Genomic DNA, 17894 nt, shown 5'->3' on the forward strand with positions numbered 1-17894 from the left:
CAAGCTTACGGCGAAGCTAAAAAATCCTTTGAGGCCGCAGTCGATGCCTTTTCTGCGTCATTACGCCTAAAGCCCAGCAATCCGCAAGCCGCATGGAACCTTGAGCTTGCCTTGCGCCGTCTTGAACAAAGCAAAGAGCAAGAAAACCAGCAGCAAAAGGAACAAGAAAAGCAGGACAAAGAAAAACAAGACAAGGACAAGGAAGAGCAAAGCAAAGACGAGCAAAAACAGCAGGACTCGCAAGACAAAGAAAACTCCGAAAACAACGATCAAAAACAGCAGGACCAACAAAAAGAAGACTCCAAGAAAACCGACGATCAAGCACAAAAGAATGAACCCAAATCCTCGGAACCAGAGCAGAAGCAAGAGCAGTCTCAGTCACAGCAAGACCAAAAGGTCTTGCCACAAGATGCAAAAAGAGCGCTTGATGCCCTAGAGCAAGGCGAAGAAAACCTGGAACGACACAAAGCCATTCTGCGTGCTCGAGAGCAACATCGTCGCCTAGAAAAGGATTGGTGATGAAGACGGCTCTCAGCAAACTCAAAGCGAATACTCGGGCCACCTGCTGCTCCGGCTTCGCCTCGTGGTGTACCCCGATGCTTGGTCTGGTTTTGCTTACGGTTTTTTGCGGAGCTTCACTTGCAAGCGCGCAACAAGTCTCGCTTAGCATGGAGGTCGATCAAAACAGCGTTACGGCTGGATCGACCTTCACGCTTGAAGTACGTGCCGACGTTAAGGGCGCTGATGCTGATGGCCTTAAATTGCCGGATTTAGGAGAATTTGAAATTGTAGGACACCAGCTTTCAAAGCCCATGCAGTTTAGCTTTAGTTTTGGCACGGGGGGCGCGCACCGAAACGTGCAATCAAGCATCGTGCACACTTTTTCGTTGAGAGCACCTGGACACTCTGGCAATTTCACTCTTGGCCCAGCATCTCTGCGTCTCGGTCGACAAACTTACCGCAGTAACGTTGTCGCAATTCGTGTTACAGGCTCCGCTCCTTCATCAAGCAGCACGCTCACGACCGCACCTCCAACATCGAACTCGGACATGGTCAATTATGATGATAAGGCTTTTGTGCGCGCCGTTATCGACAAAGAGTCGCTTTATCTAGGTGAGCAAGCCACCGTGTCCATCTATTTGTACATACGCGGCTCGCTGCGTTCATCGCCCACCGTAACGCAGGAAGCCTCGGCCAACGGTTTTTGGACGCAAGACCTTATCGCAGCGGGCCAAAACATCGAACCCAGTTTGCAACTTATTAACGGATACAATTTCCGCGTCTATCTTTTACGTCAATTCGCAGCAATCCCTCTGCGCACTGGCGAATTGCACATTGGCGCTTTGGAAATCACGATTCCGACAGGATCGTTGTTTGATCTTTTTGGAGGCGGTGGACGCAACGTCGAACGAAAAAGCCAAGTCTTGGACGTCAATATTAAAGACATTCCAGACCATCCGCGCAAAGCCGAACTGCCGCTTGTTGTCGGCTCGCTCAAGCTCGAAATGGGCCTTGATCGACCGAATACCGCAACGGGGGATGCAGCTCGACTCACGCTCACGCTCCAGGGACAGGGCGACCTTAGTGCAGTCGCACTAGAACTCCCTACACACCGCGGATTGCGTGCGCTTGAGCCTGAGACTCGCTTGCATGTTGAAACGGCGAATGGGCTCGTTCAAAGCACAAAAACTTTTGAATGGTTGATCGTCGCCGAAAAGCCGGGGAACTACAAGATCCCTCCTTTTGAAGTCTTGGTCTTTGATCCTGAAAAGAAAAGTTTTTCCGTAGCACAAAGCAATCCTCTCACTCTTACCGCAGTGGGCAACCCTATCGATCTTCCAAGTGAGGCTGAAGAAACGAAGCTTGGCAGCAACGAAGACGGTGCAGACGACATCGACATCGTGCCCAAAACATCGAGCACTTTTCTTCGAAAAGAAGCAGCGATTCCCAAACGCCCGTGGTTCTGGTTTTTACTGTGTCTTCCGCCTGGCGCTTTGGCCCTTGTTCTTAGTTGGAGAAAGGGTCAAAAGTTTCTGCGTCGCAAACGCCTGAATCCTTCACGTAGCTCGAAAAAGGAGCTCTCAAGCCTCGAAAGCCTCGCGGTATCTGAAACAAGCCAGCCCTTCTTCGGCGAATTGGATCGAATCTTACGACAATCTATCGAACAGCAGATTGGCGAAGGAAGTCGCGCTCTGACCTTTGTGGAGATCGAACAAGCACTTCAAACCCGAGGACTATCCTTAGAAGTCATAAAAAAGCTAATCAAGCTGCTAAAGGCTATTGAAAGGCAACGTTTTTCCGCCGACTCTGAAGGCGACGACCGAAAAGACTTGCTGCAAACGGCCAAACAAGTTTTATCGAAGATGAAGGCAAAAAGACCATGAATCGCACTGCCTGTTTTGCACTTGTGATGTTAATCTTTTCCTTTACGGAAACGGTGCACGCTGAGTCACTCGCCGAAATATTCCAGCGCGGTGTCTCTGATCTTCGAAAAAAAGAATGCTCTTCCGCAGCCAAAAAATTTGATCGTTTGCAGAACCTTAGCATTTCCGATCCAAACCTTTTTTTCAACAAAGGACTTGCGTTTGAATGCCTCAATCAACATGGAAAGGCTATTCTTTATTTTGAACGAGCTAAAACCCTTGCCCCGACGGACAAAGAAACAACGAAGCACATTCGCGCTGTTTACAAGCGCTTGGGTGAGCGACACGCAACCACGGCGCCCAACCGTGAGTTCGACTACCACCCTCCTCTCACGCGAGTGGTTACAGGATGGATCTCTCTGAAGCATGCAAGCTATGCAACACTTGTGCTTAATCTTTTTGCTTGGCTTTCCATCGCTTATTTGCTTTGGGGCAAAAATGAAAACAAGCGTGTAGCCGCAGGACTAAGCACCGTTGTTTTTGCTTTTGCCACTGCGTTTTTCCTCGTTATTTGCCTGAGTAAAAGCCACCTTCTTTTCGGCAAGCCCACGGCTGTTGTACTGAGAGATCATCTGTCACTTAAAGAGAGTCCAGGCACAGATTCCGAGTCGAACAACGAAGCCTTTGAGGGCGAGCAGGCCTCAGTAAATGACCGACGCAACGGCTACGTGTTTTTATCTTTTTCAGAAGGGCGAAAAGGATGGGTTCCGCGGGATACTATTGGAACTTACTGAGCTTGCTTTTCTTTTGAAAGTTTGGCGCGTTCAATGCGGATACGCTTCATCAGACTTACGGCACGCTCATCGTTTGGGTTGCTCAATAGCACATCGCCTAGAAACTCTTCAGCTTCATGCAATTGACCATCTTCGAGCGCTCGCTCTCCGAGTTCGAGCAAGCGTTCGACATCGGGGCTAACCTCTTGCTGATCTTGAGCGTTTTCATGGCTTTGACGTAACCAAAGCGATACGGCGGTGGCCGCCAAAAGAAAGACGATAAGGCCGCCAACAATGAACATGCTCAACAGCCAGCTTCGTGGAACCACAACGGAATCTTTGGTCCCTCTGGAACGGCTTGTTCCTGCATGTGCGCCGTACAAAGGTTTTACTTCGGACGATGAATTTTGCCCTGAAGCACCTGGCTTCAACCACCCCGAGGATGACGAGTTCCGACCTTCTGTGCTGGGACGTGAAAGTCGTTTTATCCCAGGCCGTTGAGCTGCATCAACAATTGCCATGGAAGTCTCGCCAATACGAATTCGATCGCCGAACTTCAGAGGAATCTTAAAGGCCGACTCCCCATTGACCAAGGTTCCGTTTCCGCTTCCTAAATCCTCGAGCTGTAGTTCCTTTTGCTCGTTGATAATGCGTAGATGCTTCCGCGAAACAGTTACGTCCGTCAAAATGACTTCGTTATCTACTCCGCGGCCAACCGTGGTTATGCCTGGATTAAGAACGAAGCTTTTGCCTTGATCACTTCCCTGTTCGACTAAAAGATGCGGAGGCGGCGTGCCTCCTTCAACGATATCAGTGGATTGCTCCGCAAGCAGGCTGTCTTCCTCAATGTGAGTGGGCTCTGCGTCCAGCTCATCGGTAGACTCGTTATAGGTGTCATCCCCAAAAACAGCACGCTCTTCTTGGGCACCCGGCCCTACAGGTGGGCGTTTAGAAGGGTAAGATTCATCCATGAGTCTCAGCTCAGTATACAACTATGAAGATTAAAAATTTAGCTCTTTGGAACAAAAAACGCCGGACCTACATTTCCCCATAGGCGCACCGCCTAGCCAGCGACACGAGAAGCGTGGACGTACGTGCAGAAAAAGCCCATAAAAGCCGAAGCATGATACACTGGAAGGCGGCATGGAAAGAACGGATTCAGCGGAATCTTTTGGTCCTTACGAGATCATACGGCGACTCGCCGTAGGTGGTATGTCCGAAGTCTTGCTTGCTCGTCACTTTGGTCTGGAAGGACTAGAGCGTCGCGTTGTCATCAAGCGCATCCGTGAAGGACTAAGCCGAGATGAAGAGTTCCGAACCATGTTTCTGGACGAAGCAAGGCTTATGGCAGCTTTATGCCACCCTAACATTGCCCAGGTCTTTGAGCTTGGGCAGGTGGGTGAATCCTATCACCTTGTGATGGAATACGTGCGTGGGCCCACACTAAACACTATCTTGCATGCAGCATCAAAACATGGACTGCGTGGGCTTAGTCCAAGCATTGCACTTCACATTGCTTTGGGCATCGCCGAGGCCATGGCCTATGTTCACTCTTGCAAAGATGACTTGGGTCGACCTTTGCGAATTGTACATCGCGATCTTAAGCCCGCTAACATTATTGTAAGTTACGATGGCGCGGTAAAGCTCATTGATTTTGGTATCGCAAAAGCAGCCTCAAAAGTTTACGAAACACGCACCGGTGTAATCAAAGGCACCTACGGGTATATTGCTCCTGAGCAACTTGCACACGGATCGCCCGTTGATCACAGAGTCGATGTCTTTGCTCTCGGGATCATTCTCTACGAAATGGTCGTTGGAGAGCACCCCTTCGATACAAGTGATGATCCTGATTTGCTCGATCGTATCTTGAACGCACGCTATACAAGACCGCGAAAACTAGTGCCTACGATTCCGCGCAGTCTTGATAAGCTCATAACACAGTGCCTTGCTCCACATCCCGAAGGTCGTCCGGAAGACATGGCAAGCCTCATCGAGCAACTCCTCAACGAGCAACTTGCTTTGGGCCGAGGAAGCTCCATGAGGAACCTCTCTGATTTTATAAAGCAACTCGTGCCTGACATGCATGGACCTGCACCGCTAAAGCCCATGACGGAATACAAGAGCGCGTTTCCTGAGTATTCTGTAGCGGCCCCACGCCCAGATGGAACCGCGCAGACCACAGCCGAAGGGCATGTCGCCATAGCACCCCCTCACGACAACGATGAAGACGAAGGCACGCAGCGCATGAGTAAAGATGCCGTCACAAACATGGCTCAAAACATGGCATCGCATGAGGAAGTTCCCGATGCTTCCGAAAGCAATTGGGACGAACTTCTTACCATGGTCGCTCCAAGTTCCGAAGGTCTTCCCATAGAGCCCACACACGGAAACGCTACGCTACCGATTTACCTTAGCTCAACGCCTCCACCTGGGAAACGAAGTTCCGGATGGGTTTTCCTTGCCTTGCTTCTTATTTTGCTTGCGGCTCTTGGAGCCTATGTAACGGTATCGGTGTTTCCTAAGCCACCGGTCGTCTTGAACGCGCTACAGAACGTAGGACTCAAGGCATGGATCGATATGCTGGAGTTCGGATCACCAAAGCAGTCGATACAGGAGCATAAACCCAATCCCGCTTCGAAAGCAGGCACACTCAAAGAGCGAAGCATCAAGATATCCTCCGATCCGTCCGGAGCTACGATTGTGCTCAACGGCAAAACCTTAGCCGAAAAAACACCAGCAGCCATTAAAGTCCCTGCAAATCTTGATAAGGTAAGTGTGCGTGTCTCCAAAAAGGGCTATGCCGGATACTTGCAAGAACTTGGATCCGAAAGCACTTCGGAGCATTTTATCTTGCTTCCGCTGCAAGGCTCGGACGGCGAAGAGTAGCCAAGCGGCTAAACAAGGCCTTTTTACAACGATTTGGGTCTTTTTTGCGCCCGGGCTTCGTGCTAGAAAAGCCTGACTTATGAGGCATTTGTTTTACATGACGCTATGCTCAGTTCTGAGCCTGCTTGGAGGGTGCAACACAGCACACGAAGAGTCCCATCACAGCTCCGAGAAGCAACATGGGCTGAGCAGCAAAGAAGCCAATACGGTTCTAGCGCAAGTTGGCGATGTGAAGATCACTGCAGGCGATGTTGCGGAACGTCTCGCAGCGCAATCACCCTACTTGCGCAGTCAATATCGCAGCTTAGATCGTCGGCAAGAGTTTTTGGAAAACCTGATTCGTTTTGAATTATTAGCGCAGGAAGCCAAGCGTCTTGGCTATGACAAAGCTCCCACCGTTAAACGCGCCAAAAACAAAGCGATGATTGAAGTGATGATTGAGGATGAGATTGACTCCAAACTAAAACTCGAAAACATCAGTGAGCAGCAGATACAAGACTACTATCAAAGCCATCCTGAAGAATACGACAAGCCTGCACAAGTTCGGCTCAGCCAAATTGTGGTGAGTGATGAAGCAACGGCAAACTCACTTCTAAAGAAACTGAACGAAAAGAAGGATGAAAAACGTCACGAGTTGTTTGTTGATTTTGTAAAGCAATACTCAATCGACACGCAAAGCAAAGAAGCGTTAGGCGACCTTCAGTTCCTATCCAAACCGACTGACGAAAACGAGCAGGAAAACCATGTGCCTGCGGCGGTAGCACATGCGGGATTTGCGCTAAAAAAGGTCGGCGATCTTTATCCGAACCCCATCCAGAGCACGCAAGGTTTTCATATTGTGCAGCTCACGGCCAAACGGGACGCCTTACGCAGAAACCTCGAAGAGGTCCGTCGACCCATTCAAAACATGTTGTTGCGCAAACAGCGGGACGCTCTTCTGGACCAGCTCATCGGAAAACTCCGTAAAGAATCTACCATCACGGAAAAAGCAGAACTGCTAAACACATTAGACATCAATGGCCACGAAAATGCTTCTTCCCAGACCCCTTAAACAAGTTTTCATCGCGATACTGCTGTGCCTGTATTTTTCGCAGAGCGCCTTTGCCGGAATTGTTGAACGGGTTGCTGCCGTTGTAAATGATCAGCCCATATTTCTTTCCGAGGTTCGGCAAAAGGCCACGCCTTTTTTGATGCGTGCCTTTCAAGCTCCTTCGGAAACACAGCGCCAGACCATGGTTGAGCAAATATACAAAGAGATCACCAACCAACTGATCAACGAAATCCTTATAGAGGAGCTGGCTTCAACCATGCAGGTCAGTATCTCAGAGCAAGATGTTGCTCGAGCCATCGAAAACATTCAAAGGCAAAACGGCATGGACGATGCGGGCTTTTGGGAGGCCGTGCAGACACAAGGGCTTAGTCGCGTTCAATATCGACGAGACGTAAAGAAGCAACTGTTGCGTTATCGAGTAATCAACCAGCGCCTACGAGGACGCGTAAGCATTACCGAAGATGACGTAAAGCGAAGGTTTCGGGAAGTTACTACGGAAAACAATGCCAAGTGGCGTTATCGTATTTCCCATGTTTTCATCGAAGTACCCGCTGAAGCGACAGAAGAGCAGATCATGGCGCTCTACGAAAAAGCGCAAGGGATCTATGCTCAATACCCCGGAGAATTTCAATGAAAACATCGAAGAACACGGTGGAGCGGAGCTTGGCTGGATTAGCGATGGTGATTTACGTGGTAAGCTCGATGAGACGGTAAAGAGTCTAGAGCCCGGAGAAATCAGTCCCCCTGCACGTGGCGCGGGCGGCTTTCACATCTTCATTTTACACGAAAAAGAGAAAGAAAAAGCCGCCACCTATGAAGAAATGCGGGAGCAACTCTATCGTCGTATCATGGAAGAAACCATGGCACGTCAAGAGCAACTGCTTTTAGAACAACTTCGTCGGGAAGCCGTTATTTCAAATCGTCTATTGTGAGCCTTTAGACTGAAAACTGTGTGACTTCAGCCGGCCGACGAGCTGCCGCGCTTTGGCTTGCGAACAATTGACTCAAGCGTTTTCTTTGAAGCAAACAGATTGTCTCAAGAGACTTGATGTTTTCTCCAGGATACACCTTGCTCGTTGCCAGTTCTTGGTAGAATTCGATGCCTTTTTCTAAATTTTGTCTGAATACTTCAAGCGACTTAGGAATCGCTTCGTCCAACTGAAGGTGCTTGTCGATTTGTTTTTCTAAATGATCCATGTAGAGCACTAGTTCTTTTGCAAACATATGGGGGCGGTCCTGGGGAACCAGACTTTCTCCTCGACCGTAGATATGATCCACCATTTCTTCCAAACGATAACTCTTGTCAAAATAAGCAAGGTTTGGTCCGGGACAAATAGCCACAGGCAAATCGTTACGATGAGCGATACCTAGGGCGATCAACGCACCATTGCCCAAATGAGAACAGATGCAGCGCTTGTTGTAGATGGCCTGAATCTCCTCGTTTGCCTCAGCTCGGGCTGGGGCTTGCTCATAGCCAAGAGACTCCAGTTTTTTCTTCATGTATTGCCTCGAGCCTAAACACAGCGGCTTGCCATCAAACTCCGAATTAAAGCAAACGTGTCCATTGGGACAGGGAGATCCAGGTGTGCCCTCTGCAATGCGTTTCTCGGACCATAACTCCGAACTCGAGTCACGGAGGTTGTTAAACGCTACGCCCATGGGAGAGGCATCGCTAAGGACAAGCTCTTTTTCACCGGCACGTTCAAGTTTCTCTCGAGTTGCATCGTCAAGTGCAGTGGCTTCCGGCACCAAAAGAAAAGGACTGGCCCAACCGGTGGCATCAAAGCCAAAAGACTCTACAAGCCGAGCAACTTCAGCAGCATTTCCGATTCCGCCCTGCACTGTCAGCCGAATACGATCCTGAGGATCACGTGCTTGATAGAGCCAGTTCTTCTTCTCACAATAGCTTTGGATAAATGGCTCGAAAAGCGCGTCAAACTCTTGTCGCTTTTCTTGAAACTCCCTAAGGATAGGCCCGAGTAGATGCCCTTCCGTAGCGAAGGCATGACCACCACAGTTTAGACCGGACTCCACGCGAAACTCGGCAACGCGAAGCCCTTTTTCGCAAGAAGCTTGCCTTGAATCAAAGCAGACCTGAGATCAGAGACCTTTAAGATAATCTTCTTTGCGGTGTGCCCATGTTCATCCGGATAGAATCCAGAAAAACTCTCGAGGTATCCGAAGAGTGTCGGATTCACGCCTGCTGATAGCACCAACTCATAGTCGCCCTTTGCTTCGGCAAGACCCAGAATCGCAGCTTTGGCATCGGACAGCTCGGTTTCAATGCGCTTACCATCGCGATCGAACCAAGCACCGTCTAACTTGGTCATGATGTTGCAACCAATGCGCCCAGGAACAATATGTTGATTGAGTGCCTTTTCTTCCTCTGCATCAGGCTGATCGGCAGCTCGCTCCATGTAGCGTAAGAACTGTGCTTTTGCGGGATTCGTATCGGGCAACAAGCGAAAATATCGAGACTTGTCATTGCCCGGCGCAAAAGGCTGGGCCTGAAGCTCAGTCACCTGGCGACAAAGAACATCAGTGCAAAGCTCAAGATAGAGCTGTATGCGCTTCGCACGGTCCACGGAACCACGCTTGGGCACGGCTTTATCTGAAAGTCCCCATTGTTTTGCATAGTGGCACCGAACTTTGTCAATAAGACGGTCATCAACTAAGGACATTACCGAAGAGATGCCGTACTTGCCAACGCGCAATATGGAGTCGATGGTAAAACCCGTTCCCATAACAGGGATAAAGAACTTATGTGTTTCTTGAGACATGCCTGTCTCCTTTCTGTGTGAGGCGCATCGCGATTTGCGCTCTTTAAAGCCTCTCACCCAAGCTTCCCTCAACGGAACCTTGCAATTGAGCCCTAAGCTACTCCCTCAAGGTTTGTTTTGTTCCAGGACAGTGTCAGCGTTTCATCACAATATTTAGATCGAGCAGCTCTCGAATCGCCCGCTTTTTAGCCGTCTTGGCTTGTCTCGAGCGTCTGGCTACGTTATGAGCCCTCTTTGGTGAAAAGCTCTCCGATAGATTTAGACTTCGATCCCGAGCACGTTAACCAAGAAGCGGCGCTTTTAGCATTAGCTAAAAAGCAAAGCTGGCAACTGACCGGCCTAGCTCCAGGTGCGGCAGCCTTACTCTTCTCGGATTTGTACAAGCAGACGAAGCGCATGCAGCTATGGGTGTGCCCGGATGACACCATAGCCCAACGAGCTCGTGAAAATTTTGGCTTCTTTGCACAAGAAAACACTAAGAAAGCCACCCTCATCTACCCAGGATATGAATTTTCTCCCTACGTTGAGGTAATTCCCGACCAAAACGTGGCCATGCAACGCCTAGATGCACTTGGGAGGCTGTGTCTCGGCGAGCAAGTATCCGCACTTTTTATAGGCGCAACCGCCATGCTCCCCAAGCTCCCTCCACCAAAAACCTTACAGCGTTTTTCGCTTACACTTGAGCAGGGGCAAATCGTCGATCGTGATGATTTCATCAGTCACTTGTCCCACATTGGCTATCTTCGTGTCCCTGCTGTCGAAGATCCAGGAAGTTTCAGTGTCAGGGGAAGCATCGTTGATGTTTTTTCGCCCACCGAACGCACACCTGCACGTATTGAATTTGATGACGATGAAGTATGGCTCATCAAAGCCATCGATGTGGAATCCCAGCGGGCACTGTCGACACAGCCAAAGACGCATATTTTCCCCGCGCGCCTATTCAGCACAGCACCCCACGAGCGAAGCAAAGCCGAAACGAGTTTGCGAACGTTATGCGATGCAGTCAATTTTCCATCGAGTAAAGTCAGGCCCCTTCTCGATGCAGTAACAACCGGACGTCTTTTTCCAGGAAGCGACGGCTTTTTGCCTGCTTACTACGATACGCTGAGCAGCATCCATAGCTATCTGCCTTCCGATGTGCAGATCATTTTGCTGGATCCTCCAGCAATCTTCGATGCATGGCAAAGCTACTGGCAGAACGCTCAAGACGACCACGACGCAAAGCATGCTGAGAAGAATCCCATTTTCAACATGAATGAACTGCTCGACTCACCGGAGCAAGCTATCGCATACACAACAAAGGCAAAAACGATTTCGATAAACCGCCGAGATGTTGCAAAAAACGCCGCACTGCCTTTTGAAGAAACGCGCACAGCAAGCTCCAAAGCACTTCACTTTGGAAGCACGGATCAGCGCGAACTCAGCACAGCATTGAGCGCTCGCCGTAAAACTTTAGGAAAGAAGAATGTCCTTACGCCTCTGAAGCAATGCATCGACGATTGGCACGACTATGGCTTTGCTGTTGCGGTAAGTGCTAGGCATCAGCAGCAAGCGGAACGACTGGCTTCCATTTTTAGTCACATGGGTTTTGAAAAACCATCTCTTTCATCTAATTTCTCTAAAAACAGAACCTCTAACGACCAAACGAAACAACTTCAGATTGTGTTGGGAAAACTTGCAGACGGTTTTATCTGGCCCCAGCAGGGTCTTGTTTTCCTAACCGAAGAGGAAATCTTTGGCGCCCGCAGCCACCGCAAGTCCACAACGACCGTAAAAAAAGACAAAGCCTTTGTGCAGGATCTACGCACGCTCAAAGTCGGTGACTATCTAGTGCACCATGAGCACGGCATCGGCGTGTACCGTGGCTTGGAAAAAAAGTCGCTGATGCCAACGCGCATGGAATTAATGCAAGGCCGTCAGCCCCTTAATATCGAAGTGTTGGTCATCGAGTATGCCGAAAACGCAAAGCTCTTTTTACCGGTCACACGCCTAAGCCAAGTTCAAAAATTTTCGGGCCAAGCAGGCAGCAAGCCCAAACTTGATCGTTTGGGCGGCCAAAGTTTTTCGGTTAAGAAAAAGCGTGTAAAAAAAGCGGTCGCCGATTTGGCTGACAAGTTGCTACGACTTTACGCTGAACGTGCACTCGAAAAAAAGCAGGCTCTTGGCCCAGCAACTACCGACTTTTCAGAGTTCGAAGCAAGTTTCGCTTACGAAGAGACACCGGATCAGAAGCAGGCCATTGACGATGTGCTTTTGGATTTAGAACGCACCATTCCGATGGATCGCGTGGTCTGCGGCGACGTTGGCTTTGGAAAAACAGAAGTTGCCATGCGCGCAGCGTTTCGAGTAGCCGAATCCGGCAAGCAGGTCGCCTTGATATGCCCTACCACTGTATTGGCACAACAACACTACCAGAGTTTTAGAGATCGGTTTTCTAACTACCCTTTTTCCATCGGGGTACTTTCACGATTTGTGCCTAAAACAACTCAAAGCGAAACTTTATCTCAAATAAAAAAAGGAGAATGCGACATCGTCGTTGGCACTCACCGTCTGCTTTCAAAAGATGTCCATTTCAAAAACCTAGGACTACTTATCGTCGACGAGGAGCAGCGTTTTGGTGTTACGCACAAAGAGCGCCTCAAAGAACTACGGACCCACATCGATGTTTTGACGCTGACGGCGACACCTATTCCGCGCACCCTTCAACTTGCGATGGGCGGAGTGCGTGATCTTTCTCTTATTACCACGGCGCCCAGCGATAGACGCGCTGTACGGACTTTTGTTTCAGCCTGGGATGACCATCTTATCAGCGACGCAATTCGTCGCGAGCTCAACCGCGGAGGGCAGTGTTTTTTTGTCTACAACCGTGTCGAAGGTCTTTATGAACGGTCTAAACGTCTTGCAGAACTTGTTCCAGAAGCTCGCGTTGCCGTTGCTCACGCCCAGATGAAAGCGCTTGCGCTGGAAAAAATTATGACTGATTTTGTTGCAGGCGAGATTGATGTCCTTTGCTCCACGGCAATTGTTGAGAGCGGATTAGACATTCCCAAAGCCAACACCATCATCATCGATCATGCAGAAATGTTGGGACTGAGCCAGCTTTATCAACTTCGAGGCCGCGTAGGTCGTTCAAAAGAACGCGCCTACTGCTTCTTATTGGCTCCTCCTATGGCCAGCCTTGGCGAGGATGCGCGTAATCGCCTCGAGGCGATGGAGCGTTTCTCGCATCTCGGCGCTGGCTTTAGCATCGCATCACTCGACATGGATCAACGTGGCGCTGGGGACTTATTGGGTGCAGAACAAAGCGGGCATGTTGCAGCGATTGGCTTTGATCTCTTTGTCCACATGCTTGGAGATGCCGTAGCACTGCTGCAAGGCAAAAGCGTTGAGCATCCGATTGATCCTGAACTAAGCCTGGACGTCGAGCACTATATCCCGGAAGACTACATCGACGATGTCGGTTTACGCTTAAGTTTCTATCAGCGCCTAGCCGATGTCGACAGTCAATCCGACATGGACGAGATTGCGGAAGAAATGCAAGAACGTTTTGGACCACTCCCTGAGGTAGCTCGACAGTGTTTTCGCGTGATGGGCCTAAAACCTGTATTACGCGAACTCTACATTTTAGGGTGTGAAGCTAACCGCATGCGCATCACCTTGCACCTAAGTGAAAACACTAAACTCGACCCCGTTAAGCTCACTACGCTCATTCATCAATCCCCGAACAGCTTGACGCTGAGCCCTGACATGAAGCTAAGCTACCGCAAGAGCAAAAAAGAACTTCACAAACAAGAAGACACCGTTGAGTTTGTGCTTCGTGTTTTGGATACACTCAAGCAGCTCTAGATCAAGGACACTCGACTATCTTTCCATTACCGGGATCATCGTTGGGAACGCAGCCAATACGCAAAAAGCAAGCATCGCAATCGCTAGTCATTGCACTTGGTGAGTATAGCCAGGTGCCGTAGGCATCGACCCGAAAACCTTGGAAACTATCTAAACGGACCCAAGGGTCGGGACTCGATTGATAGCTTTCAATAGCTTGAGGACCATTGACACCAGCCAAACGCCAACTTTGCCCCGCAAACTCTTCCGGTTTTGCAAGGTCCAAGTAGCGATAAGCAATCTGCTTTCCCAGTTGACCGCAGCTCGGCACGCAGTAGCCATCTTTCAAGCCCCATTCTTGATTCCACGGGTTAGCGCAAAGAATTCTGGCATTGCAACTATCACTGTCCATGTCGACTTGACCGCTGCATTGTTCGACCACTTTTCCAATCCATTCCTTTGCAGAGACCCCTCCCCAAAAGGATTGACCATCGACGCGACTTGCACGACTGGCGCGCGCTACGAGCGTAGCGTCGCCACTCGCACTGAGGTCTTCCAGATACTCCAGAAAATAGGGCATCACCGTGCGCACCGTATCGCGAACTGCATGGTCCTGAAGTTCGCTTAATGTTCGATGCGATATCAGATTGTGAATGGCAAAAAGCCTTACGCTCCCTTCCTGTAGCTGATAGACAGGCGCACCAGAGTCACCAGCATCCGTGGTTTCATTCAAATCGGTGGAAAAACGACTCAGATAGAGTGACGATATAAAGTTGTATTCTTTTGAAATACGCGGAGCGGATGTAACCGCCGAATCGAGTTGCTCTAACGGAGCACCGTCTGCCATTGTACCGTCCACATAATAGGTAGAGGGAATCGAAGGAGCTTCATCAGCAATCGAAATCGGCTGCATGTCCATTGGCAGAGACTCTCGTTGAGCCAGCCCCTGAATACTCATATCCACTTGCAAAAGACCAAGGTCCGCGGTGTTTGGACTTTCTGTATCACGAAGCCAATCGTCACTTCCGTTAACGCCTCCGTAACGAAACACGCTTGGGTGATAAAATGTTTTTACAACCGCACCGCTAAGAGGAAGCACTCGCTTAGTGGGCAGCATCTTGCCATAATAGGTAATTTCAAGCTTGGGCATTTTTGCCGTGCATTTGGATTTAATATAGCCAATGGCCGTCAGCACGTGTGCCGCTGTCAAAACATAGGGGGTTGAAGGATCAAGCACAACACCTGTAGCCCTCACTTCCGCATCGGCAGTCCCGAGCAAATCAGGGCACCAATAGTGAATAGATACCGTGTTGCTTAGTCCATCGTAGACATAGCCCTGCACCGCATCGGAACTTTCCTTTACGGCATAGTCCCGCTCTGCGCATGCACCGGCGAAACTGCATATCAACAGGAGGTGGATGTAAGATTTATTGAAAAGCACACAGCCTTAGCAAGCAAGAAGCGCGCCATAGAAATATCTAATGTTTTCAGCCAAAGCGGTGCTACTGTGGTGTCTGTACACCAGGGCTCGTCGACACCAGCTGCCCGGTGCCATCCGGCTCAATCTTTTTGAGACATAGCACTAGCCGCTCGCCATAGGGTCAGCGGAACAATGAGCGCGAAAAAAATACCCAAGCTAACGCCAAAAAACCGGGCCCAGTTGCCCCATTTGAAATAAGTCGCCAACAACGCAACCAGCGTGCTTGAAAAAAAGAACAGCACCAAAGGCAAAAGAGCGATCAAACGTGAGCGTTTGGTCCGTTGTGCTACTCGGTACACCCATGCACTGCATACAAACGACAAAGCGATTCCGACAAAAGCAAACACGAAACTCTACCCTTCTTTTCCCTCATGCATTAGCGAGGCTCGTAGTAAAGCACTTGTCGCATGCTGTGTAAAATCAATACGCATCTCGGGCTCCACAAGCGAGCGCCGAAACCCTCCACGCGCTGCTTCAGGGTTTTGAAACAAATAACTATTGTCTGCTCTGACTTGTTCACGAATTAAAGCATCAGTCGCTGCTTGAACTTGTTTTTCAACCTCCTCGTTTACTCGACCATGGTATCTGCCTAGCAAATAAGTCGAAACCATGGCCTCCGTAAAACCGGCAGCTGCGCCTGCTTGAGGAACCATCAAAGCGCCCACACCGTAGTGACCATAAAAATCACGATTATCCCAACCCTGCTTTGCGTATTGCAAACGCGACAAAAAGTCGGCATAGCCCTCGCAAAAATCAAGATAGTGTTGCTCTTGTAAGGCAGGATACGCTTCTTCCGCAGCAATGCACGTCCAGTGATCGGCTCCGTAAACAAACCAGCCCAAGAAGAAACTGTATTTCTCAGTGGTGAGAAAATCCAACGCTTTTTCCGCAGCACTAAGAAAGAGTTTATCGCCAAAAACCTTATAGCCTAGAACCAAAGCAAGAGCGGCCTCTTCACTATAAAACATCTTCTTGCTTTGCCTGTCGATTTGCTTGCGATGAGGATCGTAGCCGTGAAAAAAATCGCCGTTGTCTTGCTGCATAGCAAGCAGGAAATTTAACAAAGCTCTGTTTTGCTCAGCAAAACGCGTATCGGAGGTTTTACGCTGGTATTCAAGCCCCGCAATGGCACTAAGCGCCGAAGAGCCCAGGGTGACTTCACCTTGAAACACAACGCAAGCCGCCTGCGGGCTACCACAACGACGACGCACATGCTTTGAAAGCCAGAACATGGCCCGTTGTGCTCCAACACGAAAACGTTGCAGTTTTGTTTGGCCCCACAGCTGAGCCAAACTATAGGCCGATCCGGCATGCCGAGGCACACTGTATACCGCACCTTGGTGCGCTTGATCCTTCATGGGCAGATACACGTAATTGAAACGCCCATCCAAACGAAGCTGCCGGAGCATAAAATCGCCGCCGGCGATGGCCGCTTTTCGCAAGTTCTCTTTGCCAGATACCGGTCCTTTAGTGTTTCCCCGGTAGACTCCACGCGTCCGTCCCTGCGCGAACAAAAAACTCTCAACCGCCGCACGTAAAAGCGGATGCTCTTGCGAGGTTCCTAGTTGCTCGTAAACCCATTGGCGATTGATACCAAGCCTCACCTCGCGAATCTTTGGAATTAAAGGCGCACTGCCAAACACGCCGGCTTTTAGCATATCGTCCGGCAACAGCATGCGCTGCTCGGATAGCAAAGCGTCAATACCGGGTCGAACCGACAAGGAAAGCAAGGGGGTCGTTGCAAACCAAACGGCTTTGGTCTGCCCAATGCGGTCCATTTTTAACGTAAAAGGCCGCTCAACATCCAGAGCAGGAACTCCTGCATAAAGCTTGTTCTGAATCGCACGCATCATCTCGTAGAAACTTTTCTTTGTTTCGACGTGACGAGCCAGCAGCTTACCGTGCTGCCAAACACTCACGACGAATGCGTGACTACTGATATCCGCGTATTTCAGAGCGCGTATATCAACCGGCTCGTCATGAACAAGACTTGCATAGAGAGCCTTGCCGCACAAAGTTCGAAGCCGATACGATAGCTGCACATCGCGATTCAAATGCGTGCCATAAACCACAGCGAGTAGGCACACGATGAGCACGCTGATTAGCCCTATACCAAGACGCTTTATCGGTATCTTTAATCCAAAATGGCTGCGCACTGCCTGAGTACGAAGCAGGCAAAGTTGCAACAGAGGTATCAGACCAAGCAACTGAAAAATGATGAGACTTACCATAAAGGCCACAATCGCAGCGCCATAACCAAAGTCACCATAAATTCCCTGCAAGTAAAAAGCCGATGAAACAAGCGCGGCAACCACGACAAAGCAGCACAGCAAAAGTAGCATGCTCAGATAGGTGGTAAGCAAAACACCAAAACGGCTACCTCGCCACAAACTCAAAGCACTTAGGGCGTAAGCGAATGCGATCATAAGAGACGCGATATTAATTCCTTGACTCTTCCACGGGACGAGCCAGATAAAAGTCACGCTCAATAACAAAGCAAGAAGCGCGCTGATTCCGCTTGCGATGCGCAAGACCTTGGGCATTTGCGTAGTTGACATCCGCGCACGATAGGCCGACACAGGTAAGCAGCTCAAGAGCAACGCGGTATCGGAGCTTCGGGGGCAGTGAGAATCATATCCACCCAGTCGAAAAGCGCGTCAGGCTAGACAATCGCTCAAAAAACGGAACATGACAAAAATGGCATTAAATTGCTTATTTAATGCCAACAGTGGCGTA

At 49.7% G+C, this 17894-nt stretch carries 13 protein-coding genes; 8 read left to right on the top strand and 5 right to left on the bottom strand.

The window, feature by feature from the left end; genetic code table 11:
- The first annotated feature begins 111 nt into the window (after positions 1-111).
- Genes IPJ88_14850 through IPJ88_14860 form a run of 3 tightly spaced genes read left to right on the top strand, consistent with a single transcriptional unit; the run spans position 112 to position 3157 of the window.
- Complete coding sequence (locus IPJ88_14850; protein QQR89461.1) at positions 112-519, top strand: hypothetical protein; 408 nt, start codon at positions 112-114, stop codon at positions 517-519.
- Positions 519-2384, top strand: coding sequence for a protein BatD (locus tag IPJ88_14855; protein ID QQR89462.1), 1866 nt, complete (start codon positions 519-521; stop codon positions 2382-2384). The genes IPJ88_14850 and IPJ88_14855 overlap by 1 nt, the downstream gene beginning before the upstream one ends.
- Positions 2381-3157 carry a tetratricopeptide repeat protein gene (locus IPJ88_14860; protein QQR89463.1) on the top strand — a complete coding sequence of 259 codons (777 nt, stop codon included), beginning with the start codon at positions 2381-2383 and terminating at the stop codon, positions 3155-3157. Before IPJ88_14855 ends, IPJ88_14860 begins: the two co-directional genes overlap by 4 nt.
- On the opposite strand, the gene IPJ88_14865 is transcribed toward IPJ88_14860, so the two are convergent.
- Positions 3151-4107, bottom strand: coding sequence for an FHA domain-containing protein (locus IPJ88_14865; GenBank protein QQR89464.1), 957 nt, complete (start codon positions 4105-4107; stop codon positions 3151-3153). The two genes, IPJ88_14860 and IPJ88_14865, sit on opposite strands and share 7 nt — an antisense overlap.
- A gap of 172 nt (positions 4108-4279) precedes the next feature.
- Here IPJ88_14865 and IPJ88_14870 point away from each other — a divergent pair, with 172 nt between their 5' ends.
- From IPJ88_14870 to IPJ88_14885, 4 genes are all read left to right on the top strand, one after another.
- Entirely contained in the window at positions 4280-6022 is a 1743-nt protein-coding gene (locus IPJ88_14870; GenBank protein ID QQR89465.1) for a serine/threonine protein kinase, read from the top strand.
- Between the two features lie 79 nt (positions 6023-6101).
- The gene (locus IPJ88_14875; protein QQR89466.1) at positions 6102-7073 is read left to right on the top strand and encodes a peptidyl-prolyl cis-trans isomerase; all 972 of its coding nucleotides are present in this window, start codon (positions 6102-6104) and stop codon (positions 7071-7073) included.
- A complete protein-coding gene (locus tag IPJ88_14880) occupies positions 7039-7707 on the top strand; it encodes a SurA N-terminal domain-containing protein (protein QQR89467.1) in 669 nt (222 codons plus the stop codon). The genes IPJ88_14875 and IPJ88_14880 overlap by 35 nt, the downstream gene beginning before the upstream one ends.
- Positions 7679-8005 (top strand): peptidyl-prolyl cis-trans isomerase, encoded by a 327-nt coding sequence (locus IPJ88_14885; GenBank protein QQR89468.1) that lies wholly within the window; start codon positions 7679-7681, stop codon positions 8003-8005. The genes IPJ88_14880 and IPJ88_14885 overlap by 29 nt, the downstream gene beginning before the upstream one ends.
- Positions 8006-8009: 4 nt before the next feature.
- On the opposite strand, the gene IPJ88_14890 is transcribed toward IPJ88_14885, so the two are convergent.
- Positions 8010-9107, bottom strand: a complete 1098-nt coding sequence (locus IPJ88_14890) for a hypothetical protein (GenBank protein QQR89469.1) — start codon at positions 9105-9107, stop codon at positions 8010-8012.
- Positions 9092-9853 carry a hypothetical protein gene (locus tag IPJ88_14895; protein ID QQR89470.1) on the bottom strand — a complete coding sequence of 254 codons (762 nt, stop codon included), beginning with the start codon at positions 9851-9853 and terminating at the stop codon, positions 9092-9094. The genes IPJ88_14890 and IPJ88_14895 overlap by 16 nt, the downstream gene beginning before the upstream one ends.
- 234 nt (positions 9854-10087) lie before the next feature.
- On the opposite strand from IPJ88_14895, the gene mfd reads away from it, so the two are divergent.
- Complete coding sequence (gene mfd, locus IPJ88_14900; protein ID QQR89471.1) at positions 10088-13699, top strand: transcription-repair coupling factor; 3612 nt, start codon at positions 10088-10090, stop codon at positions 13697-13699.
- 1 nt (position 13700) lies between these two features.
- Here the strand turns inward: mfd and IPJ88_14905 are convergent, their stop codons facing one another.
- Positions 13701-15119, bottom strand: a complete 1419-nt coding sequence (locus IPJ88_14905; GenBank protein ID QQR89472.1) for a trypsin-like peptidase domain-containing protein — start codon at positions 15117-15119, stop codon at positions 13701-13703.
- A 392-nt stretch (positions 15120-15511) separates the two neighbouring features.
- Entirely contained in the window at positions 15512-17716 is a 2205-nt protein-coding gene (locus tag IPJ88_14910; GenBank protein QQR89473.1) for a hypothetical protein, read from the bottom strand.
- Positions 17717-17894 lie beyond the last annotated feature (178 nt).

The organism is Myxococcales bacterium (assembly GCA_016699535.1).
In the GTDB taxonomy this organism is placed as follows: domain Bacteria; phylum Myxococcota_A; class Polyangia; order Polyangiales.